Source organism: Bacillus sp. 7_6_55CFAA_CT2 (assembly GCF_000238655.1).
In the GTDB taxonomy this organism is placed as follows: domain Bacteria; phylum Bacillota; class Bacilli; order Bacillales; family Bacillaceae_G; genus Bacillus_A; species Bacillus_A cereus.
Genome location: NZ_JH414708.1, coordinates 1,047,785 through 1,068,778 on the forward strand (window position 1 = coordinate 1,047,785; position 20,994 = coordinate 1,068,778).

Consider the following 20,994-nt stretch of genomic DNA (forward strand, 5'->3'; position numbering starts at 1 on the left):
ACAATTTTATGAAGTTAAGAAATAGCTTTTATTAATAAAGTGGGAGTTTTTGAACTTGATGCTTTATTAATTTCTACGAGTGGTGGAGTAAATACAAAAATTTTTATTTGAAAGAAGAAACAGTTTAAAAAATAACTATGTCATATGATTAATAACATCTTACATAGAAAAAAACAGACCTTTTAAGTGAAGAGGTCTGTTAATGATTTTAAATCTTATTTAGCAAACACATGGTTACCAATTACTGCTACTGTTTGACGTGTCGTAATCCACTTGTCCGTTGATGTTTTTGGATTGTAGAAATAAATCCAGTCTGAATCTACTCCATTTGTGGAGATAGCCTCTTCTACAGCCATTTTTGCTTCTGCACTTGCAGGTTGATTAATTCTTCCATCTGTAACAGGAGTAAATGCATATCCGTATTTAATAGGTTCATAAATAACGCCTGTTATTGTATTTGGAAAACCTTTTGCATTTACACGATTTAGTATAACTTTGGCTACTGCTACTTTTCCTTTATAGGATTCGCCACCTGCTTCAGCGGTAACTAAGCGTGCCATTAAGTCTTTTTCTTTTTGTGAAATACTTGAGTTGATTTTTAAATGTTGTCCTGTATAAAGCTTGTTTCCGACTGTATTGTTAATTTGTTTTATAGATCGGACAGTGACATTGTAACGCTTTGCTATCGTTTCTAATGAATCTCCCGGTTGTACTTGATAAATAATTTGTTCAGAAATGTTCGCAGGCTTGGCGTTTTGAGGAACAGTGATTTCATTTGATTTCACGGACCCTGGAATATGTAACTGTTCGCCAATAAAGGTTTTATCGTTTCCTTTATTATTAGCCTGTTTAATGGATTGTATTGAAACTCCGTATTGTTTACTAATGCCCCAAAGTGTATCGTTCTTTTTTACTGTATGAATGGTAGAAGCTTCAGCTGTACTTTGACTACATACGAATGTAATTGCGGCCGCAGATAAAGGAATTATATGTTTTATTTTTAGTAATTTCATTGTAAATCCTCCTAAGAAAAAATTAAGGTGAAACGATTAAGTAATGTAGTTTGAAATATGTATATGCGTAATATATTAATGTAAGTATATTAGCACATATAAAATAAATAATCACTATAAGTTTCATATTCGTTTAGTGTAGAGCCAGAATATGAAATATTGCATATGAAAATACATTGAAGTTCATATTTCTGATTACTATAATCTATTTAGTAGAAAGGGAATACGTTATAGAATTAATCATTATAGATTAATATAATGATTAATAATTATTGATAGGAGGATTGATGTAATGAAAATATTTCAAAAAATGTGTGCGTCAACTGTAATCATTACAACACTTTTAGGAACAGGAGGCACTATCAATAGTGTATATGCTGATTCTATAGAACAGCAGAGTAAATTAGGGATAGAACAAGAAACAGATAAGCAAATCATTGTAAAATTTAAAGCGGATTTGGATTTGCCATATGAAGATGGTATTGAAAAACGAATACAATCTCAAACGAATGATAAAGTAATAAAAGATCTTTTGACAGAATATCCAGATGTAACATTTACTCGTTTATTCACATCTGTAAGCCCAGAACAAATACAAAACCTTGAAGTGAAAGCACCTAATCATGTATCTACAAGTTTATTAAACTACTATATTCTTCAAAATCAAAATAGTGGGTATGAAGAAATAGTAGATAAGTTAAAGGCATCTTCTTTAATAGAAGATGCGTATATGAAGAAACAAGAGAAAATAATGCCACCTGAAGTGCAATCATCAAGTGTAGCCCTTAATCCTAATAACAATCCTAGATTTAAAAAACAAGGTTATCTTGAAGCAGCCCCATACGGTATTAATGCGCCTTTCGCCTGGGGAATTCAAGGCGGTAATGGAAATGGTATTACTTTTGTTGATATGGAATACGGATGGCTATTAAATCATGAGGATTTATTACATCAAAATATTGAATTAATGTCTGGAAGAAATATAAATCAGCATGTCGGTCATGGGACGTCTGTACTAGGAATTGTATCCTCTGAGGACAATGAAGTCGGGAATATTGGGATTGCGCCAAAAGCGAAAGCAAAGGTTATCTCTCAAATAAGAGATAACGGACAGTATAATACGGCTGATGCAATATTAAGCGCTGTAAATCAGTTAGAAGCTGGGGATGTTTTATTATTAGAGGCGCAAGCATCTTTTGATGGATATGGTGATAAATATTTACCTGTTGAAGTACAACCAGATATTTTTGATGCAATTCGTGCTGGTACAGATAAGGGAATTGTAATTATAGAGGCTGGAGCAAATGGGTGGAATGATTTAGATCAGTTCAAAGATAGAAAAGGTAAGCAAGTCTTAAATCGTAATAGTAAAGATTTTAAAGATTCGGGTGCAATTATGGTAGGAGCTGGCTCTTCATCTTTCCCTCATGAACGTATGTGGTTTTCGAATTATGGAAGCCGTATTGATGTGTACGGATGGGGAGAAAATGTAGATACAACTACAGCCGAGCAAAGTAGAAGTGCTGTAAATCTTTATACTTCAAGCTTTAGCGGAACATCTAGTGCCTCGCCAATTATTGCTGGGGCAGCGACTTTAGTACAAAGCATTGCTAAAGAAAATTTAGGACAACCATATAGACCAAGTGAACTAAGAGCAATATTAAGCAACCAGAGCACAGGAACAAAATCTAAAGATCCATATGCAGATAAAATTGGTGTTTTACCAGATTTGAAGTCTATACTAGTAAATTTAGGTTATGAACAAAGAAAACCAAACGGTGGGAATGAGTTACAAGTAACAGAAAATGAACCAAACAATGAGCCTAGACAGGCAAATAAAGTTAACTTTCATACACCGGTGAAAGGAACGCTACATAATAGTGATAGAGTAGATGTATTTACTTTCCAAATTGACTCACCGGAAAATATTAATATTTCTCTACTAAATGAACAAAATATCGGAATGACATGGGTACTTCATCATGAATCAGATTTAAATAACTATGTAGCATATGGTGAAAATGAAGGAAATGTAGTTAAAGGAACTTATAATGCAAAGCCAGGGAAATATTATTTATACGTCTATAAATATGAGAATAAAGATGGTTCATATGTATTGAACATAAAATAAGCAAAAGGAACTTCAGATGAAGTTCCTTTAAATTTTTCTAATTTAGTATATGTGAATGATTTTTTAACTTTACTTCTATGCAATATTTCATATTGATGAAATGTTATTTATTTTTTATGAACTAGCTTATATTATATTCAATAAGTTTGATGTAAAAACAGAAAGAGAGAGGGATAATAATGAGCAATAAGAAGTTAATTTTGAAATTATTCATATGTAGTACAATATTTATCACATTTGTATTTGCTTTACATGATAAGAGAGTAGTTGCAGCTAGCTCTGTTAATGAGCTTGAAAATTGGTCAAAATGGATGCAACCTATACCTGATAATATCCCGTTAGCACGAATTTCAATTCCAGGAACACACGATAGTGGGACGTTCAAGTTGCAAAATCCGATTAAGCAAGTGTGGGGAATGACGCAAGAATATGATTTTCGCTATCAAATGGACCATGGAGCTCGCATTTTTGATATAAGAGGACGTTTAACAGATGATAATACGATAGTTCTTCATCATGGGCCATTATATCTTTACGTAACACTGCATGAATTCATAAATGAAGCGAAACAATTTTTAAAAGATAACCCGAGTGAAACAATTATTATGTCTTTAAAAAAAGAGTATGAGGATATGAAAGGGGCAGAAGGTTCATTTAGTAGTACGTTTGAAAAAAATTATTTTGTTGATCCTATCTTTTTAAAAACAGAAGGAAATATAAAACTTGGAGATGCTCGTGGGAAAATTGTACTACTAAAAAGATATAGTGGTAGTAATGAATCTGGAGGATATAATAATTTTTATTGGCCAGATAATGAGACGTTTACCACAACTGTAAACCAAAATGTAAATGTAACAGTACAAGATAAATATAAAGTGAATTATGATGAGAAAGTAAAATCTATTAAAGATACGATGGATGAAACGATGAACAATAGCGAGGATTTAAATCATCTATATATTAATTTTACAAGCTTGTCTTCTGGTGGTACAGCATGGAATAGTCCGTATTACTATGCCTCTTATATAAATCCTGAAATTGCAAACTATATAAAACAAAAGAATCCTTTGAGAGTGGGCTGGGTAATTCAAGACTACATAAATGAAAAGTGGTCACCATTATTGTATCAAGAAGTTATAAGAGCGAATAAGTCATTAATAAAAGAATAAAGATGATGAGAGTAAGAAGCGATAAAATATATCGCTTCTTATTTCTTTTCCAATAACCAACAATAGAAATTGTACTTTTATAATAGAAAAAATAAAAACATAAGATATAATCATACATATAAAATTTGTACCTATAAATTTTATATGTATGATTGAATTTGATTTGTTGTAATGAAATGGAGGTATATACTATGAAGTTTCCACATGATTTTTTATTCGGAGCTGCTTCAGCTTCTTATCAAGTAGAAGGTGCATGGAATGAAGATGGAAAAGGTGTTACGAATTGGGACGAGTTTTCAAAAATTCCTGGCAAAACATACAATGGAACAAATGGTGATGTAGCTGTTGATCATTATCATCGATATAAGGAAGATGTTCGCTTAATGGCTGAGATGGGATTAGAATCGTATCGTTTTTCTATTTCTTGGGCGAGAATATTGCCGACTGGAGATGGAAAGGTAAATGAAAAAGGGATTGAATTTTATAACAACTTAATTGATGAATGTTTAAAATACGGGATTGTGCCGTTTGTCACTTTATATCATTGGGATTTACCATTACCGTTAGAAAAAGATGGTGGATGGACGAATAAAAGAACAGCAGAGGCTTTCGTAAAATATGCAGAAACTTGTTTTAAGGCATTTGGTGACAGAGTTAAGCATTGGATTACTTTTAATGAGACAGTAATGTTTTGTGGATTAGGTTATTTAAAAGGTGCACATCCACCAGGAATCCAAAATGATGTTCCAAAGTATTTTCAAGCGACTCATTATGTATTTTATGCACATGCGAAAACAGTTGCGGTGTACAAGCAGCTGAAACAATATGGTGAGATTGGGATTACACATGTTTTCTTACCTGCTTATAGTGTGGATGATCAAAAAGAAAATATACAAGCAGCAAATCATGCGAATGAATATGAAACGTATTGGTATTATGATCCAATTTTAAAGGGCGAGTATCCGTCTTATGTTGTACAACAATTAAAGGAAAAAGGATGGACTCCTAATTGGACGGTTGAAGAATTAGAAATCATTAAACAAAATGCAGAAGAAAATGATTTTATTGGCTTGAATTATTATCAACCAATACGAGTAGAAAGATACGATATGGATATAAAGAGTGAGGAACATTCTCGAGAAAACTCAACGCTTGCTCCAGGTAACCCTTCTTTTGATGGTTTTTATCGAACAGTTAAAATGGATGATAAAACATATACAAAATGGGGATGGGAAATATCTCCCGAAGGTTTCTTAGAGGGATTGCATATGTTGAAAGCGCGTTACGGTGACATAAAGATGTATGTAACGGAAAATGGACTTGGTGATGAAGATCCAATCATTGACGGAGAAATTGTAGATGTTCCGAGAATTAAATTTATTGAAGCGCATTTAAAAGTAATGAAGCGTGCAATTGAAGAGGGAATTAACTTAAAAGGTTATTATGCATGGTCAGTGATTGATCTTTTAAGTTGGTTAAATGGATATAAAAAGCAATATGGCTTTATTTTTGTCGATCATAATGATAACTTAAAACGTAAGAAGAAACTTTCGTTTCATTGGTATAAATGTGTGATCGAAACGAGAGGGGAAGAGTTATAACAGATAAAAGAGTATTTTAGGAGAAAGTGTATGAGTGCAAAGTATAAACAAATTGCAGATGTGTTAGAGCAAAACATTCGAGATGGGCTTTTTAATGAAACGAAAAAACTACCTACAGAAGAAGCGTTGATGAATCGATTTGAAGTAAGCCGTAATACGATACGTAAAGTAATTAGTCAGCTTGTGAATAGAGGTTATATTTTTCAAGTGCAAGGTAGTGGCATGTTTTTACGCGAAACTTCTGTAACAGATTACATTAATTTAGGAAGTTTACGTGGATTAACGAAAAATCTTGTTTCACAAAATATTGAAACGAAAGTGTTAGAGCTGGAAGTAATAGATGCGGACGAAGAGATAGCAAAGCGGATGCAATGCGAAGCTGGAACTAGGTTGTATTTTTTGAAGCGCTTAAGAATTGTAGATGCTAAACCATTCTCTATTGAAGTAAGTTATTTCAAAAAGGATATTATTCCATATTTGAACGAAGAAATAGCATTAAGCTCTGTATACAGTTATTTCATTGAAGATTTACGATTAAATATTGGTTTTGCTGATAAAGTTATTAGTTGTGAAAAAGTAAATAAAGAAAATGCACAGCTTTTAGAATTAAATGAAGGTGATCCGGCGCTTCTTATTGAAAATACAGTGTATCTTGTAAATGGAACAATTTTTGAGTTATCTCAGTCGATGTTTCATTATGAAAAGGCGAAACTTTTAAATCGAATTAATTTTAAATGAAAAATTATCGTGTGAAAAAAGCAACTGGTCCTAAGTGATCAGTTGCTTTTTATTTTTTAAGTGGATGAGCAAAAAAACAAGAAAGTGGTTGGTCCGCTTTTTGCAAACATCTATTATGATAAGAGAAGAAAGGTAGTATGTTATCAACGTTTTAAAGAGGAAGGTTTTTATGTAAGTTCTTTAATTAAAATAGATGGGTCTTAGAGAGGTGAAAAGACAATGAGTTTTGCAATTTCACTAGTCGTTATTATTGTAATTGTATCGCTATTTGGGACTGTACTAGTTGCAAGAAACGTGGAGGAGAATTACGGTAAGTCTACAAAAAGAAATGTGAAAAACTTATCTGCAATCTATATTCTTCTTCTTTTTGTTCTACTGGCCGGGGTAACATGGTATGCGGTAATGATTTGATAGTTTGTAAAAGAACTGGAAATGAGAGTATGAAGTTGGAATTTCAGAAGCTATTGAGTAATCAGAAAGAGAACCATTTTGGATATATCCATTTACGGATAAGAAAATGTGACTAATTAATACTATTTTTACGGTGAATACTGTTAGTAAAAAATGAGGATAGTTCGTTTTGAAAGGAGGAAACTAGATGGAATGGAAACCAAATCGTGCAGATAAGACACCTGTATATAAACAAATTGCTGATTATATTGAAAGAGGCATTTCTTCAGGTGAATTTCCTTCTGATAGTAAGTTACCTTCTGAGCGTATATTGGCAAAGGAATTACAGGTGAACCGGAGTACAATAGTAGCTGCGTATGAAGAATTAAAATCACTTGGAGTAGTAGAACGGCAAAAGGGAAGCGGAACACGGGTTAATACAGACATATGGGGTGTCTCACATAAACGAATACCGAACTGGGGTAGGTACGTGGAGGATGGATCGTTCTTACCTAACGTACCACTCGTTCAACAAATTCGAACGGAAACACAAAAAGATGATTTAATTAATTTAGCGAGTGGTGAACTGTCACCAGAATTAATTCCAAGTGATAGATTTCGAACAATTTTGGCGGAGAAAACATTTATGGAAAATCTCGGCTATGACCATCCACTTGGAAATGAGATGTTGAGAAAAACAATTGCAGCACATGTTCAGCAATATAAACAAATTGAAGCAGATTCAAGCTCTATTCTTATTACGTCTGGAGCACAACAGGCGCTTAATCTTATCGTTCAATGTTTATTAAAACCTGGCGATGCGATTGCGATTGAAGATCCGTCATATTGTTTTTCGCTTCCAATGTTTAAATCGGCCGGTTTAAACATATTTCATTTACCTGTTGATGAGCATGGAATGAATCCAGATGACTTAATCGATTTGCACAAAAAGCATCGCATTCGTATGGTATTTTTGAATCCAGATTATCAAAATCCAACAGGTACTGTGCTTTCATTAGCGAGACGTAAAAAAATTTTAGAACTGTCTTCTGAGTTCGGTATACCAATTGTAGAAGATGATCCGTATAGTTTAATTTCTTTTAATGGAGAAGTGAACCCGACATTAAAATCAATGGACCAAAATGGAAATGTTCTTTATATAAGTTCATTATCAAAAATTGTTGCATCAGGATTACGTATTGGATGGATAATTGGTCCTACACGTGTAATTGAGCGTTTAGCAGATGCAAAGCAACAAGTTGATTTTGGCCATAGTGTATTTACGCAGTGGGTAGCAAATCAATTTTTAGAATCAAAGGATTTTCATACACATATTACGATACTTCGTGGACAATTGAAGCAAAGAAGAGATGAATTAATTGCAGAGCTTGAAGGAACATTGGGAGACCGAGTTGAATGTTTCGTGCCAGAGGGTGGAATACATGTATGGTGTAAAGTGAAAGGAAAGTTTGATGAATATCACTTATTAGGTGAATCTATACGGAATGGTGTCGCATTTGTTCCGGGCAGTGTTTTAGGTTCGAAAAATGAATATATACGATTTACGTTTGGTAGAGCGAATATAGAACAAATTCAACTTGGAATTAAACGGTTTGCCGACACGCTAAATGAAATTTCATAATATGGATGTGTGATAGTGAAATGAGGGAAAGAAATGAAGTACGTGATGCTTTTACTTCAAGTAGGCGTGCTATATATATTTAGCTTAGTGGGTACGTGGATTCAGGAAATATTCCATCTATCAATACCGGGAAGTTTAATAGGGATGTTAATGCTGTTCCTGCTCCTTTCCACTCGCATTTTACCGTTAAAATGGTTTGAGTTAGGTGCGGAAAAGTTAATCGTATTTTTACCGTTATTTTTAATCCCTTCGACAACAGGGCTCATGGAATACGGGTCTTTTCTTTTAAGTAAGGGGAGTATTATATTCCTTTTAGTAGTTGCAAGTACTGTAGTAACTTTGATTGTTTCAGGGTATATAAGTCAATTATTAATAACAACAAAAAAATAAAATCGGCAAGGTGCACGATTCAAATGGTCTTAATTATTATTACTGTAGCAATTTATTTCTTGGCGACAAAGCTATATAAAAAATTTACGTTTGCATTTACGTTACCGGTGTTAACAGTTACGGCAATTATGATTTGTTTATTTTTGATTTTTGGTATTTCTCATCATGAGTATAGGGAAAATGGAGGAGACATTCTTTCAAGCTTATTGAGCCCTGCAATTGTAGCATTAGCCATACCTCTATTTAAAGAGCGAAAGATACTTATGAAAAATTTTTTATCGATACTTATTGGAGTAGTAATAGGTATAGTGGCTGTAACGGGTATGAATGTAGTGATTGGCGGAATTTTAAATATAGATAAGGAACTTATATTAACTACTTTACCACAGTTAGCAACGATGCCTATTGCCTTATCATTAGAGGATCAAATTGGTGGTATTCCATCTATGACTTCTAGTTTTGTAGTTGTTGCAGGAATAACAGGTGCTATTATCGGACCAACAGTACTTAAGCTTTTCAGTATAACAAGTACGATTGGAAAAGGAGTTGGAATGGGCTGTGCATCACATATTATCGGTGTGAGCCGTTTAGTGAAGGAAGGCGAGAAAGAAGCGACTATCGGTTGGGTAACGATGATTGTAACTGGAATACTCATTAGTATACTAATACCGTATGGAACGAAATTTATTTTTTAAATGTAATGGAGATGATAACAATGACAACATGGTTTATAGTTACATTATTTGTTTTTGGAGCTATTAAAGTATTAGTTTCTAGCATGCCCACTTCTGTTGTAGAATCAATTATTAGTAAATTTGAATTGCATCAAAAGCTTGAGGCGGAAAATACTTCTATATCGATAGATGGAAAAAATATAGAGGGAGAAATGAAACTACAAGTTATTCATGAATTTAATGAGGCTTTGTTTTTAGATAAACATTATTTCCCGCCGCACGGAGAAGGGACACCAATAGTCATTGATACGAAGAAAGGGAATAAAGAGATTAGGTTTTCTCTATATAGCTATGAGGAACATGTTGATGTCATTAAGCAATATAAGAAGAAAGTCGTTGCCTATCGTTTACGCTCTAAAAGCCTTCAAACACTGGCACCATTAGCAATAATGGAAGAGTATGCTTAAGAAGGGACCTATAATGGTCTCTTTATTTTTTTATCCAATTATATACGTTCCAAATAAAAGAATAAAAAATCATATAACCAAATAAAGAATATGTATGGTTCCAATTCGCACTATGTACAAATAAACCTAAACTTTCAGCAATCTGTTCAAAAAGGCTAGCGCAAATACCGATCGAAATAATAAATAGAATTCTAGAAACTTTAGATATTTTTTTTGAAATGTGTATAAAGATAACTGTTAAAATCGGCAGTACGAACGATGTAAAAGCTATATTAACTGAAAATGTGGATGAGAAGGGTCTAGCTGGAAAGGAATATATTTGTTTATGAACAAAAAAAGCATCTAAACAAGTTCCAATAATAGAAGAGAGAAAGATTGTAACTACTAATGCTAGAAACTCATTCTTCTTCTCGGAGGAGGACATTTTTCTTTGCGAGAATTGCAAGTTCAATTTTTTCGAGTGTTTTGCAGTAGTCTTCTGTAATTTGTCCATTTATATTTTCCTCCTTATCAACTAAGTAATTTACAACTTGCCAATCGGTAAACCAATCTTCACTGTCAACTTCTTCATGCTTCATATCTCGCCATGCATAGATGAGTGAAGGACTGTATATACGATAAGCGCCACTTCGCAACTGGCATTTCTTTATTCGGCGCTTATAAAACTCACGGGAAAAAGATTCATTTACACTTGAAAATAAATGGGGCCAGTAATCTTTCCTTGATCCTGTATGCGGATGATGTTGGGCCCAGCTTATTATTTGAGATAAAACATGTGTATCTCGAAATAATAATGAATACAATCTTTTTCCAATTAATATCCGTTCATGTAAGGAAGTGAAATGTTTCATTGTATCACCAAATAGTAATACTTTTTGTTTCTTATCATTTTCGTAGAATGGGAAAAGGATATGATTAAACTGAAAGAAATCAAAGAGTTTAAATCCAATACTATTTAGTACAGTCTTTTTAAATTGTACATTTTGAATCACTCTTTTTTCTAAGTAGTTTTGTTCATTAATAATAGTTGCAATCGCTAAAGTTTTTTTGTTACCTGTTTTCCAAAAATGGTTCCACATCGTTTCCATAAATGTAGAAACATTTAGGTGAGAAAGAAGGTGAAATAACTTTTGTGATCTCTTTACACTTTGTTCGTAAAGTAAAAATTGAGGGTATACATCTTGGAAAATAAGCCAATTCCCTCTTTCTAAAAAAGAAAAAAATATGAATTGATCTTTCTCTGATAAAATTCTCGTATATAAATCCCCCTTTAAATCAGTCATATTCCAACCGCCGTTACGTGATACCATATGTCCAAGTAGTGCCCAATGTATTTCTGGATATTGAATGTAAAATTGGTAGTATGCGCGTGTTCTTGTAACATTATTTTTATTTAGTTGTTCTGTTTGTATTTTTATTTTGTTGATGATGAGTTGTTCTTCTTTCGTTAATTTATACATGGTGTCAGAAGGAATAAGCTTGCTTTTTTGTTTTAATTCATTTTTTACGTCGAATAGGGAGAGAGGCAGTGCTTTGGAAGGTCCGTTATATGTATGATTTGAATTGCTTCGGTCCATTCCGTTACCTCCCTTTTTCATAAATTTAAACATGATTATTGGCTATGAATCATTCTATTTATTTTATTACGAGTATAAGAAATAAATGAGCGGTGTTTTTTTACAAGGAATTTATTTATCATGAAAAACGTATAAAAAATCTTACTGTTGTGAGGTGAAATGAAAAACAGAAACTATGTTTAATAGTTTCTGTTTTTTTATTTTGTCAATTAAATGTAACAAACGACGATTATGATTTGAATCAATTGAAAATAATTCAATAAATATTATTTAAATTGAGATGTTTCGTAGGAGGAAAAAGAATGTTAAATAAAATAATTTTAATTACTGGTGGTACAGGTTCGTGGGGGCATGAACTTATAAAACAACTATTAGAAAAATCACCGAAAGAAATTAGAATTTTTTCAAGAAATGAAACGGTCCAGTTTGAAATGCAGCAACAGTTTATAAATGATGATAGGTTAAAATTTATTATTGGAGATATTCGTGATAAAGATCAACTAGTCTATGCTTGCCAAGGTGTACATTATGTGTTCCATCTTGCAGCTTTAAAACATGTTCCAGTATGTGAGTATTATCCTTATGAAGCTATAAAAACCAATATACATGGTACGCAAAATGTAATTGAAGCCTCTATACAGATGCAAGTTGAAAAAGTTATATATGTTTCAACGGATAAAGCTGCTGATCCATCAAATACGTATGGGATGACAAAAGCAATTGGTGAAAAATTAATGGTTCATGCGAATATACAAACGAAGAAAACAAAATTCATTTGTGTTCGTGGTGGAAATGTTTTAGGAACGAGTGGAAGTGTAGTACCACTTTTTAAACAACAAATTAAAAAATCTTCAGAAGTAGGGATTACCGATGCGAATATGACTAGATTTTTCTTAACAGTTGAAGATGCTGTTGGGTTGTTATTTAAAGCCGTATATCAAGGTAGAGGCGGGGAAATCTTTGTTATGAAAATGTCGGCATGTAAAATAACAGATTTAGCAGAAGTATTAATTGAATATTCCGGAAAAGAAAAAGTTAAGGTAAAAGAGATAGGGATAAGACCGGGTGAAAAATTAAGTGAAATGCTTCTATCTGAGGTAGAGAGTAAAACAAGTATAAGTTTTGATCAAAATTATTTTGTGGTACTACCGACTATTCCTATAGAAGGACTTCAAGAATATTATTCTAGCTATCCGCTAGTGGATGTGAAGAGTTTTAGTTCTCAACAAGACTTACTTGGAAAACATGAGGTGAAACAAATGCTATTAAAAGGAGGGTTTTTGCGATGAAAAAAAATGCGAGCCTTTTAATAACTGGTGCAAATGGTTTCACAGGACGCCATGCTTGCCAATATTTTTTACAGCAGGGCTTTCATGTAATTCCTATGTTTCAAAATCGTGCATATGGAGAAAAAATTAGAAATGGTATTACTTGTAATTTAACTAATAAGAGCGAAGTAATGAAGGTAATAAAACAAATAAAGCCAGACTACGTATTGCATTTAGCAGGAAGGAATTCGGTTATAGAATCTTGGACAGCTGCTCTTGAGTATATAGAGATTAATGTAATAGGAACATTATATTTATTAGAAGCAATTAAGCAAGAAGCCTCGCATTGTAGAACATTAGTTATAGGATCTGCTTTGCAAGTAAATAGTATGAACGAAATAAAAATTTCAAATCCATATAGTTTAAGTAAAACGATGCAAGTCATTATTGCAGAGGTTTGGGGAGGATTAATGGATTCAAATATTATCATTGCAAAGCCCTCAAACTTAATTGGTCCAGGGGAATCGAATGGCATTTGTTCGATTCTCGCAAAGAAAATGATAGATATAGAATCAGGTAGAAGTAAAGCCATTATTGAAGTAAACAGTTTGAAAGATAGTAGAGATTTTCTAGATGTACGTGATGCGGTCAAAGCGTATCATGTGTTATTACGAGATGGAATAAATGGAAAACAATATAATATCGGATCAGGAGTAAAACGATCTTTATTAAATGTACTAGAACAATATAAAGAATTAACACAGCTAAATTTTTTTATAGAGGAAACAGAGAAGAGTGGGAGCGACTCAAATGAGAGTTTAGCAATAGAAGAAATAAAAAGGTTAGGTTGGATCCCAGAAATTGAATTTCATCAATCATTAAAAGATGTACTTGAGTATGCGAAGTGTAGTGACATCTGCATGCAATGAAAAACAAAAAAGGGTGTAAGAAATATATGAATGATTATGAAATAATAGATAATCAAAATACGCTATTTCTTTCAATTGTTGATACGTTGGATTGGAGAGATGAAGAAGCGCATGTATTGCGTCTTTATGAGGCAATACATAAATATCAAGCGTATGTAGAAGAAAAAAGAGTTAATCAAATAAAGTCAGCATTAGAGACGGAAACTAGATATGTGATTCAAATCTTTGCTCAATACGAGTGTAGTGAGTATGGAAATGATTTTTATGAACTCATTAAAGATCTTTTACAAGATATAGAGGTGGAGTTAAAGATTTATATAAAAAATAATAATTTTATTTACATTTAAAAGGTAAATATAGAGCTAGATTTTTAATAATAAAGGTGGGTATAAGTTATGAGCAAAACGATTCTTTTTACTGGGGGCGGTACAGCCGGACACGTTATGATTAATATTGTATTAATTCCTAAATTTATAGAGAAAGGCTGGAGAGTCGAGTATATTGGATCCAAAAATGGAATTGAAAAATCATTAGTGCAAAATGTTAAATACAATAGTGTTTCAACGGGCAAGCTTAGGAGATATTGGGATTGGGAAAATTTTAAAGATCCTTTTAAAATTATACGAGGTTGTTTACAAAGTTATAAATTAATTAAGAAAACAAAGCCTGACGTTATCTTTTCAGCAGGAGGATTTGTTTCAGTTCCTGTAGCTATAGGAGCATGGTTAAATCGTGTGCCTATAATTATACGTGAACCAGATAGCACATTAGGACTTGCCAATAAAATAGCATTACCTTTTGCTACAAAGCTATGCACAACATTTCCTCAGACAGGAGAAAATGTAAGGAATGAGAAGAAGGTTTATGTAGGACCAATTGTAAGGGAAGAAATTGAGAAGGGTAACGTATTACGAGGAAGAAGATATTGTGAATTTCAGCAAGATAAACCAGTATTATTAATTATGGGTGGGAGTCAAGGTGCTAAGTGGATAAATGATATGGTAAGGGAATGTTTAGATACAATACTATTAAACTTTAATATTATTCATATATGTGGTAAAGGGAAGGTAGACTCATCTATTGGCATGGAGGGGTATATGCAATTTGAATATATAGGCGACGAGTTGCCGCATATACTAAATATGGCAAGTGTTGTAGTTTCTAGAGCGGGTTCTACTGCTATTTCTGAATTGTTATTTTTGAAGAAACCGATGTTGCTTATCCCGTTAACTAACAGTTCCAGTAGGGGAGATCAAGTTTTAAATGCTGAATATTTTTCACGGCAAGGATATGCTGAAGTTATACTCCAAGACAGAGTAAGTACGAATACATTTATACATGCAGTAAATAAGTTGTATACAAATAAGGAGAAATATATTCAAAACATGAATGGATATAAGAAAACAAATGATGAGGGAATTCATCAAATAATAGATATAATAAATGAAGTGGTGAAGTAATAGAAATGTAAATAGAAAAACAAAAGGAAAGAAGGTATCTTCTTTCCTTTTTACTATATTTGTTCAAATTCATTATTATTTATTCTAATTAGTTATGTACTATCGGTGAATGCCGTTTTCTAATAGCTCAGTAAATGCATGAATATGAATAGGTTTACTGTAATAATAACCTTGAATAAACTGACATTTATTTTTTTGAAGGAAATTTACGTGCTCTTTCGTTTCTACACCTTCAGCAATGACAGACATTCCTAATGTATTTGCTAATGTGATGATCGTTTTAATAATTTCCATTCCATCATCACATGTTTCAGACATTGTAATAAATTCTCTCGGGATTTTTAACGTATCAATTGGATACAAAGGTAAGTAGGCTAGCGAAGAATAACCTGTACCAAAATCGTCGATAGAAATGTGAATCCCTAAACTTTTTAGTGTACGCAGTTTTATCAATGTTTCTCGCTCATCCATCATTGCAATTCGCTCTGTTAATTCAAGATCAAGAGAGCTTGCTGGTAAACCTGTATTTGTTAAAGTAGAAGAAATAGACTTTACAAAATCCTCTTGTTCAAATTCCTTAGCAGATAAATTTACACCTATTTTTAAATGTGAATATCCGAGTGCGTGCCAACGTTTCATTTGCTTGCAAGCCTGCTCTAATGTCCATTTACCTATTGAAATAATTTGTAGTGTTTCTTCTGCAATCGGAATAAACTCGTATGGAGAAATAATACCTAATTCAGGATGATTCCACCTAATTAAAGCTTCTGCACCGATAATTTTATTAGATTCACTATCAACTTGAGGTTGATACAAAAGGAACAATTCTTCATTTTGTAGTGCGTTTGGTAAATCTTTTTCTAATCGTAATCGTCTTTCAATTTTTTTAGCGATTACATCGTCATAAATAGAGACAGAGTTAAGCTCTTTTGCTTTTGCATCATACATTGCAACATTAGCGTTTTTCAGAAGTGTAGCGGTATCGATTCCGGAATGTGGATAAATAGCGATGCCGATACTCAGTGATAAAGTTAATTTATGCTCATGTATGATAAATGACTTTTTCATGCATTCAAATAACTGGTTACATAATTGGAATAAGTAATCTTCGTCAGTATAGCTTTCAATTATGATTGTAAATTCATCGCCACCGATTCTTGAAAGATGAGTATGTGATGGAAGACATGATTGGAATCGCTTTGCTACTTCTTCTAATATGTAATCTCCTGATGAATGTCCAAGTGTATCGTTAATTGCTTTAAAGCGATCTAAATCTAAATATAATAATGCAAACTCGCTTTCTGTTATTTTAGCATTTTTTATAACTCTCTTTAATTTCTTATGGAAAAAGGCACGGTTCCCAATTTTCGTTACAGTGTCATGGAATGCTAAATATTTTATTTCTTCTTGCTGTTTTTTTAGTGCAGTAATATCTTTCACCATAATATAGCTTCCTGAAATTTGTCCGTCTATTATAATAGGAATGATTGTAACGTATAAAAAATAAGTAAAGCCATCTTTATATTGAGAACTAAGTTGTAAGAATGCCGATTCTTGTTGTTTCACTTTTTCTAATGCCATTGCTAGCTTATGCTTATCTTCATCTAAAATGATTGAAAAACAAGTTTCACCTAGTAACTCATCTGTTGGTGCCCCAAGTAGTACACTCCCAGCCTTATTTACATTTAAGAATATTCCATTTAAATCAATGGTGAAGATAGGGTCAGGATGATATTCATATAATGATTTAAACTTTTGCTGTTTTTGGGAAAGAGCCTCTGATTTATGAACTAAATCAGACGTCCGTAAAGTAACTTTTTCTTCTAATTGGGCATTAAATGCCTGCAAACGTTTTGTTAAGGAATTGTTTTGCATACGTACGATAGAATGACGAATGAGTACGAAAATAAAAGTAATACAATTTCCTGTAATGAGAGTTGAAGATGATGTTTGTTCTTTTAATGTAAACCCGATTAGTATTGCAACAGCAAGATAGGGAAATACAACTAAAGCTTTTTTTCCTATTATAGGGTTTACAAGGAAATAATTTTTATGGCTATTATGATCTTCTGAAATAGAGCCAGCTATTGCAATAAGTAATATAGGTATTCTATATAAAAGACGTAATAATATTATCGTTTCAGTTGATAAGTGGTTATTTAAGTAAAAATAAATATAGTTAAAAGTTGCAGAACTTATTAATACAAAAATAAAGATATAAATTTTCCGTTTGGAATTAAAAATTGTTGGACGGAAAAAGAGACTAACACCTAGCAGTAGAAATAATAAATCTGCAATTGGGTATAAAAATGAAAGGAAAACATCTCCTAGTGAAAGAGCGAATATATTTAAATTTGGTTGATTAAATAAATACCATTCTAATGTAAATATGGAAGTAAGCACTATGCATATATCACAAATAAAGAACGCTTTTTCCCATTTATTGCATTCCTTTAAGATTTTATAGCAGAAAGCGATAAGACAGAAAAATAGAAAAAACATATAAAATACATCAGAAACCGTAAAACGATGTATTGGAATTTCGAAGAAGCTATCTTGATATGTATATACTATTTTCCCTAATAAAAAACTACCAATTGCTATTGTAATACATATCCAAAACGGATTTGAACTGACTTTTTTAGAATATATAGAGTAAATCAGTGATACAAATGTAATGGCTTCAACGACAAGTGAAGCGAAGCGTACATCTGAATTTGAAAAATGAGTAGGGAACAGATAGAAAAACATAAAATAGATTGAATAGCATATTAATGTTCCGATTAATATACATAATTGTAAATTTTTATTTAATTTCAATGAAATCACCTTCTTTAATTATGCACTATGTTCGTTATATCTATACATAATAATATTATTTAAGAATTGTATCAGATTTCCTTATAAAAATCATGTTTATAAGGAAAGTGTTAAAGAGTGTAAGTATTCTTAAGGTTTAAAAAATATTGCGGTTGATAGTATAGACTGCATCAAGACTTTAAATAGAAATTGTATATTTAGTCATCCTTTGAATTGTAAAGTTTTTTTAGTGATTTGTAAGTGGAGATGCAAAATTGCATATAAAATGATGAGTATCCTTTTTTGGGGAGCTTTTTATTTTTAATCTGAAAATTAACATTTGTGAAAATGTTGAGAAAGGATATACAATAAGAACGTGTATTCTTACAGAGTGGAATAGTATTGCCACTAAATAGGGAGGCTTTTTTATGATATATCGAATTAAAGATGCAGAAATATACTATGAAATTGTGGGAGAGGGTAAACCGGTCATTATCATACATGGCTGCGCCCCTGACCATAGGTTAATGATGAAATGTATGGAATCAGTATTTCAGAAGTATGAAGGTTATAAGCGAATATATATTGATTTACCTGGAATGGGAAAATCGAATGCTCCAAATTGGATAAATAGTTCAGATCGTATAGTAGAAGTGCTTATCACATTTATTGAGGAAATCATTTCTACTGAAAAATTTTTATTGGTAGGAGAATCATATGGAGGCTATTTAGCTAAAGGTATACTTGCAAAGATGTTTGAGAGAGTTAGCGGATTACTATTAGTATGTCCTGTTGTTGTAGCGGAGCCAGAAAAAAGGATTCTTCCAGATAAACAGGTAATTGTACAAGATGAGGAATTTTTAAATACGCTCACTTCCACAGAAAGAGAGGAATTTTGTGAGTTAGCTGTAATAGCAAATGAATATACATATAAGCGATTTAAAGAAGAAATTAAGCCTGGGTTAGATGTTGCTAATGATGAATTTATTGAAAGGTTGCAAAAGAATTACTCTCTTACTATGGATTTTCAGCGTGAAAAATATGAAAATCCCGTTCTTTTACTGACTGGAAGACAAGATATATCAGTAGGTTATCAAAATATTATAGAAATTATTGAAGAATATCCAAGGGCAACATTAGCAGTGTTAGATATGGCAGGGCATAATTTGCAAATTGAGCAGCCTGAATTATTTGAGAGTTTAGTAGGAGAATGGATTAGACGAACAAATCAGCACAGTTTATAAAGTATTTTAGTATTACGCCTAAGTGTTGAAATGGGATAAATGAACGTGATTTATTAACTTATCTCGCTATTTTCCTGTAAAAGCCCGATTAGTAAGGGCTAATTAAAGTTTCACTTTATAAAAAATTTTAAGGAGAAATTATGAGAACATATATTTATATGGTTAGACATGGTGAATCACCAAAACTAGAAGGAAATGAAAGAATGCGCGGGTTAACTGAGAGGGGACATATGGATGCCCGTAGAGTAACTGACATATTAAAAGCGGAGAGGATTGATACTTTTATTTCAAGTCCTTATAATCGGGCTATGCTAACGATAGAGGAGTCAGCTAATTTCCATGAAAAAGAAATAGTAGTATATGAAAATCTTAAAGAGTGTATGTTTTCAAGTGAGGATCAGGTTATATCAGACAAAGAGGTGTATCCACTTGTACAGAAGATGTTCTCTAATCCGGACTTTGCACGAACGGAAGGAGAGTCATATGCAGATTGCCAGAGAAGAGTAGTGAAAGTATTAAAAGAAATCTTAATGGATTTTCAAGGATGCAAAATTGTAATTGGTACACATGGGCTTGTCATGACATTAATGATAAATTATTTTGATAAACAATATGGTTTTGAATTTTTAATGAATACGTCAAAACCGGATATATATAAGATGGAGTTTAAAGAAGAACAATTAATGAATGTGGAGAGATTATGGAAAGAGGAATAAAATTAGTTGCATGGATTTTGTTGTAAAAGTTACTTTTATAGCAAAGTCTTTTTTTTTTGAATAGAAAGCATCTTTATCAACTATTTTTAGAATGTTAAATAAATAAGTAATTATTCAGTCTTTGAATAAATTATGGAAAAATTGGTTTAGGGAAACAATTTTAAATGTGTCAAAACTCCAAACGTTGGATTTATATTCAATAGGAGAAAAAGATGTAGAATTTTGTCTTACAGTCCCCGTTTACTTTTCATTTCATTACATATAGGCTTTGTGGTGTAAGGGGGACATTGCCTTTACACAAAATCTATAAGGAGGTCATTGTAATGAAACAGATTAAAAAGTTTGCGGGAGTTGCTTTAGCGGGGACGATTGGATTAAGTGGACTACTGTTTTTAGAACCAAGTGTAAGCGTTGCGGAAGCACAGCAAGTGAAAGTAGAAAATTTCAATACAATTGATGTAACGATGAATCTAAATGAATTGTATGTATTAAGTGGCAGAAGTATTGATATTCTTTCTGGAGATAAAGAAGCAATTCAGTTAAATAAATACACAATTAGTTTTAATAAACCTGGGAAGTATGTGATTAAAGTAAATGGCTGTATTTATGATGATGTATATACTTTTATTGTAAATGAGTAGTATATATTCTTAAATTGCGAGATAAAAACAGAAACACCCTATTTGCGATGAGAGTCGTAAATAGGGTGAATTTATTTGTATTAAGCTGTACTTTAAATATGTTCACTAATTTTCTTTTTGTTATGTAAAATATGTAAAAGTGTTA

At 32.3% G+C, this 20,994-nt stretch carries 20 protein-coding genes; 16 read left to right on the forward strand and 4 right to left on the reverse strand.

Going from position 1 to position 20,994, the window contains the following annotated elements; genetic code table 11:
• Positions 1 to 215: 215 nt before the first annotated feature.
• Positions 216 to 1,013, reverse strand: coding sequence for a cell wall hydrolase (locus HMPREF1014_RS05655; protein ID WP_000771006.1), 798 nt, complete (start codon positions 1,011 to 1,013; stop codon positions 216 to 218).
• A 292-nt stretch (positions 1,014 to 1,305) separates the two neighbouring features.
• Between HMPREF1014_RS05655 and HMPREF1014_RS05660 the strand changes: the two genes are divergently transcribed.
• The 9 genes from HMPREF1014_RS05660 (at position 1,306) to HMPREF1014_RS05700 (ending at position 10,215) form a co-directional block, all read left to right on the forward strand.
• On the forward strand, positions 1,306 to 3,144 hold the full coding sequence (locus HMPREF1014_RS05660; RefSeq protein ID WP_000689201.1) for a S8 family peptidase: 1,839 nt from the start codon (positions 1,306 to 1,308) through the stop codon (positions 3,142 to 3,144).
• A 179-nt stretch (positions 3,145 to 3,323) separates the two neighbouring features.
• On the forward strand, positions 3,324 to 4,313 hold the full coding sequence (plcA, locus tag HMPREF1014_RS05665; protein ID WP_000066297.1) for a phosphatidylinositol diacylglycerol-lyase: 990 nt from the start codon (positions 3,324 to 3,326) through the stop codon (positions 4,311 to 4,313).
• Between the two features lie 191 nt (positions 4,314 to 4,504).
• Entirely contained in the window at positions 4,505 to 5,914 is a 1,410-nt protein-coding gene (locus HMPREF1014_RS05670) for a glycoside hydrolase family 1 protein (RefSeq protein ID WP_000671627.1), read from the forward strand.
• A 30-nt stretch (positions 5,915 to 5,944) separates the two neighbouring features.
• Positions 5,945 to 6,652, forward strand: coding sequence for a GntR family transcriptional regulator (locus HMPREF1014_RS05675; protein ID WP_001274912.1), 708 nt, complete (start codon positions 5,945 to 5,947; stop codon positions 6,650 to 6,652).
• Positions 6,653 to 6,871: 219 nt separating this feature from the next.
• Positions 6,872 to 7,063, forward strand: a complete 192-nt coding sequence (locus HMPREF1014_RS05680; protein WP_000006458.1) for a hypothetical protein — start codon at positions 6,872 to 6,874, stop codon at positions 7,061 to 7,063.
• Between the two features lie 187 nt (positions 7,064 to 7,250).
• A complete protein-coding gene (gene pdxR / locus HMPREF1014_RS05685; protein ID WP_000454956.1) occupies positions 7,251 to 8,684 on the forward strand; it encodes a MocR-like pyridoxine biosynthesis transcription factor PdxR in 1,434 nt (477 codons plus the stop codon).
• A 33-nt stretch (positions 8,685 to 8,717) separates the two neighbouring features.
• Positions 8,718 to 9,074, forward strand: coding sequence for a CidA/LrgA family holin-like protein (locus tag HMPREF1014_RS05690; RefSeq protein WP_000878380.1), 357 nt, complete (start codon positions 8,718 to 8,720; stop codon positions 9,072 to 9,074).
• 23 nt (positions 9,075 to 9,097) lie between these two features.
• A complete protein-coding gene (locus tag HMPREF1014_RS05695; RefSeq protein ID WP_000242944.1) occupies positions 9,098 to 9,769 on the forward strand; it encodes an LrgB family protein in 672 nt (223 codons plus the stop codon).
• A 20-nt stretch (positions 9,770 to 9,789) separates the two neighbouring features.
• Positions 9,790 to 10,215, forward strand: coding sequence for a YfmQ family protein (locus HMPREF1014_RS05700; RefSeq protein ID WP_000214633.1), 426 nt, complete (start codon positions 9,790 to 9,792; stop codon positions 10,213 to 10,215).
• A gap of 22 nt (positions 10,216 to 10,237) precedes the next feature.
• Here the strand turns inward: HMPREF1014_RS05700 and HMPREF1014_RS05705 are convergent, their stop codons facing one another.
• Both HMPREF1014_RS05705 and HMPREF1014_RS05710 read right to left on the reverse strand, forming a co-directional pair.
• Positions 10,238 to 10,639 (reverse strand): CBO0543 family protein, encoded by a 402-nt coding sequence (locus HMPREF1014_RS05705; protein WP_043306260.1) that lies wholly within the window; start codon positions 10,637 to 10,639, stop codon positions 10,238 to 10,240.
• On the reverse strand, positions 10,614 to 11,792 hold the full coding sequence (locus tag HMPREF1014_RS05710; protein WP_000376165.1) for a DUF2515 domain-containing protein: 1,179 nt from the start codon (positions 11,790 to 11,792) through the stop codon (positions 10,614 to 10,616). The genes HMPREF1014_RS05705 and HMPREF1014_RS05710 overlap by 26 nt, the downstream gene beginning before the upstream one ends.
• Positions 11,793 to 12,094: 302 nt before the next feature.
• Here HMPREF1014_RS05710 and HMPREF1014_RS05715 point away from each other — a divergent pair, with 302 nt between their 5' ends.
• Genes HMPREF1014_RS05715 through murG form a run of 4 tightly spaced genes read left to right on the forward strand, consistent with a single transcriptional unit; the run spans position 12,095 to position 15,449 of the window.
• Positions 12,095 to 13,081: a UDP-N-acetylglucosamine 4,6-dehydratase family protein gene (locus tag HMPREF1014_RS05715; protein WP_000932590.1), complete on the forward strand. Its 987-nt coding sequence runs from the start codon at positions 12,095 to 12,097 to the stop codon at positions 13,079 to 13,081.
• A complete protein-coding gene (locus tag HMPREF1014_RS05720; RefSeq protein WP_000739108.1) occupies positions 13,078 to 13,989 on the forward strand; it encodes an SDR family oxidoreductase in 912 nt (303 codons plus the stop codon). The genes HMPREF1014_RS05715 and HMPREF1014_RS05720 overlap by 4 nt, the downstream gene beginning before the upstream one ends.
• A complete protein-coding gene (locus HMPREF1014_RS05725; RefSeq protein WP_003315123.1) occupies positions 13,986 to 14,336 on the forward strand; it encodes a DUF6572 domain-containing protein in 351 nt (116 codons plus the stop codon). The genes HMPREF1014_RS05720 and HMPREF1014_RS05725 overlap by 4 nt, the downstream gene beginning before the upstream one ends.
• A gap of 48 nt (positions 14,337 to 14,384) precedes the next feature.
• Positions 14,385 to 15,449 carry an undecaprenyldiphospho-muramoylpentapeptide beta-N-acetylglucosaminyltransferase gene (gene murG / locus HMPREF1014_RS05730; protein WP_000047553.1) on the forward strand — a complete coding sequence of 355 codons (1,065 nt, stop codon included), beginning with the start codon at positions 14,385 to 14,387 and terminating at the stop codon, positions 15,447 to 15,449.
• A 99-nt stretch (positions 15,450 to 15,548) separates the two neighbouring features.
• Here the strand turns inward: murG and HMPREF1014_RS05735 are convergent, their stop codons facing one another.
• Positions 15,549 to 18,269 (reverse strand): bifunctional diguanylate cyclase/phosphodiesterase, encoded by a 2,721-nt coding sequence (locus tag HMPREF1014_RS05735; RefSeq protein WP_000773560.1) that lies wholly within the window; start codon positions 18,267 to 18,269, stop codon positions 15,549 to 15,551.
• 407 nt (positions 18,270 to 18,676) lie between these two features.
• On the opposite strand from HMPREF1014_RS05735, the gene HMPREF1014_RS05740 reads away from it, so the two are divergent.
• The 3 genes from HMPREF1014_RS05740 to HMPREF1014_RS05750 all read left to right on the forward strand — a co-directional run bounded on the left by HMPREF1014_RS05740 (position 18,677) and on the right by HMPREF1014_RS05750 (position 20,849).
• Positions 18,677 to 19,492, forward strand: coding sequence for an alpha/beta fold hydrolase (locus HMPREF1014_RS05740; protein ID WP_000640332.1), 816 nt, complete (start codon positions 18,677 to 18,679; stop codon positions 19,490 to 19,492).
• Between the two features lie 140 nt (positions 19,493 to 19,632).
• Positions 19,633 to 20,208: a histidine phosphatase family protein gene (locus tag HMPREF1014_RS05745; protein ID WP_001261477.1), complete on the forward strand. Its 576-nt coding sequence runs from the start codon at positions 19,633 to 19,635 to the stop codon at positions 20,206 to 20,208.
• 323 nt (positions 20,209 to 20,531) lie between these two features.
• Positions 20,532 to 20,849, forward strand: coding sequence for a hypothetical protein (locus HMPREF1014_RS05750; protein WP_000809495.1), 318 nt, complete (start codon positions 20,532 to 20,534; stop codon positions 20,847 to 20,849).
• Positions 20,850 to 20,994 lie beyond the last annotated feature (145 nt).

Excerpts from the sequence above, each read along its gene's own strand:
- HMPREF1014_RS05655 (WP_000771006.1), bottom strand. The coding sequence starts at position 1,013 with ATGAAATTACTAAAAATAAAACATATAATTCCTTTATCTGCGGCCGCA.
- HMPREF1014_RS05660 (WP_000689201.1), top strand. The coding sequence starts at position 1,306 with ATGAAAATATTTCAAAAAATGTGTGCGTCAACTGTAATCATTACAACA.
- plcA (WP_000066297.1), top strand. The coding sequence starts at position 3,324 with ATGAGCAATAAGAAGTTAATTTTGAAATTATTCATATGTAGTACAATA.
- HMPREF1014_RS05670 (WP_000671627.1), top strand. The coding sequence starts at position 4,505 with ATGAAGTTTCCACATGATTTTTTATTCGGAGCTGCTTCAGCTTCTTAT.
- HMPREF1014_RS05675 (WP_001274912.1), top strand. The coding sequence starts at position 5,945 with ATGAGTGCAAAGTATAAACAAATTGCAGATGTGTTAGAGCAAAACATT.
- HMPREF1014_RS05680 (WP_000006458.1), top strand. The coding sequence starts at position 6,872 with ATGAGTTTTGCAATTTCACTAGTCGTTATTATTGTAATTGTATCGCTA.
- pdxR (WP_000454956.1), top strand. The coding sequence starts at position 7,251 with ATGGAATGGAAACCAAATCGTGCAGATAAGACACCTGTATATAAACAA.
- HMPREF1014_RS05690 (WP_000878380.1), top strand. The coding sequence starts at position 8,718 with ATGAAGTACGTGATGCTTTTACTTCAAGTAGGCGTGCTATATATATTT.
- HMPREF1014_RS05695 (WP_000242944.1), top strand. The coding sequence starts at position 9,098 with ATGGTCTTAATTATTATTACTGTAGCAATTTATTTCTTGGCGACAAAG.
- HMPREF1014_RS05700 (WP_000214633.1), top strand. The coding sequence starts at position 9,790 with ATGACAACATGGTTTATAGTTACATTATTTGTTTTTGGAGCTATTAAA.
- HMPREF1014_RS05705 (WP_043306260.1), bottom strand. The coding sequence starts at position 10,639 with ATGTCCTCCTCCGAGAAGAAGAATGAGTTTCTAGCATTAGTAGTTACA.
- HMPREF1014_RS05710 (WP_000376165.1), bottom strand. The coding sequence starts at position 11,792 with ATGGACCGAAGCAATTCAAATCATACATATAACGGACCTTCCAAAGCA.
- HMPREF1014_RS05715 (WP_000932590.1), top strand. The coding sequence starts at position 12,095 with ATGTTAAATAAAATAATTTTAATTACTGGTGGTACAGGTTCGTGGGGG.
- HMPREF1014_RS05720 (WP_000739108.1), top strand. The coding sequence starts at position 13,078 with ATGAAAAAAAATGCGAGCCTTTTAATAACTGGTGCAAATGGTTTCACA.
- HMPREF1014_RS05725 (WP_003315123.1), top strand. The coding sequence starts at position 13,986 with ATGAAAAACAAAAAAGGGTGTAAGAAATATATGAATGATTATGAAATA.
- murG (WP_000047553.1), top strand. The coding sequence starts at position 14,385 with ATGAGCAAAACGATTCTTTTTACTGGGGGCGGTACAGCCGGACACGTT.
- HMPREF1014_RS05740 (WP_000640332.1), top strand. The coding sequence starts at position 18,677 with ATGATATATCGAATTAAAGATGCAGAAATATACTATGAAATTGTGGGA.
- HMPREF1014_RS05745 (WP_001261477.1), top strand. The coding sequence starts at position 19,633 with ATGAGAACATATATTTATATGGTTAGACATGGTGAATCACCAAAACTA.
- HMPREF1014_RS05750 (WP_000809495.1), top strand. The coding sequence starts at position 20,532 with ATGAAACAGATTAAAAAGTTTGCGGGAGTTGCTTTAGCGGGGACGATT.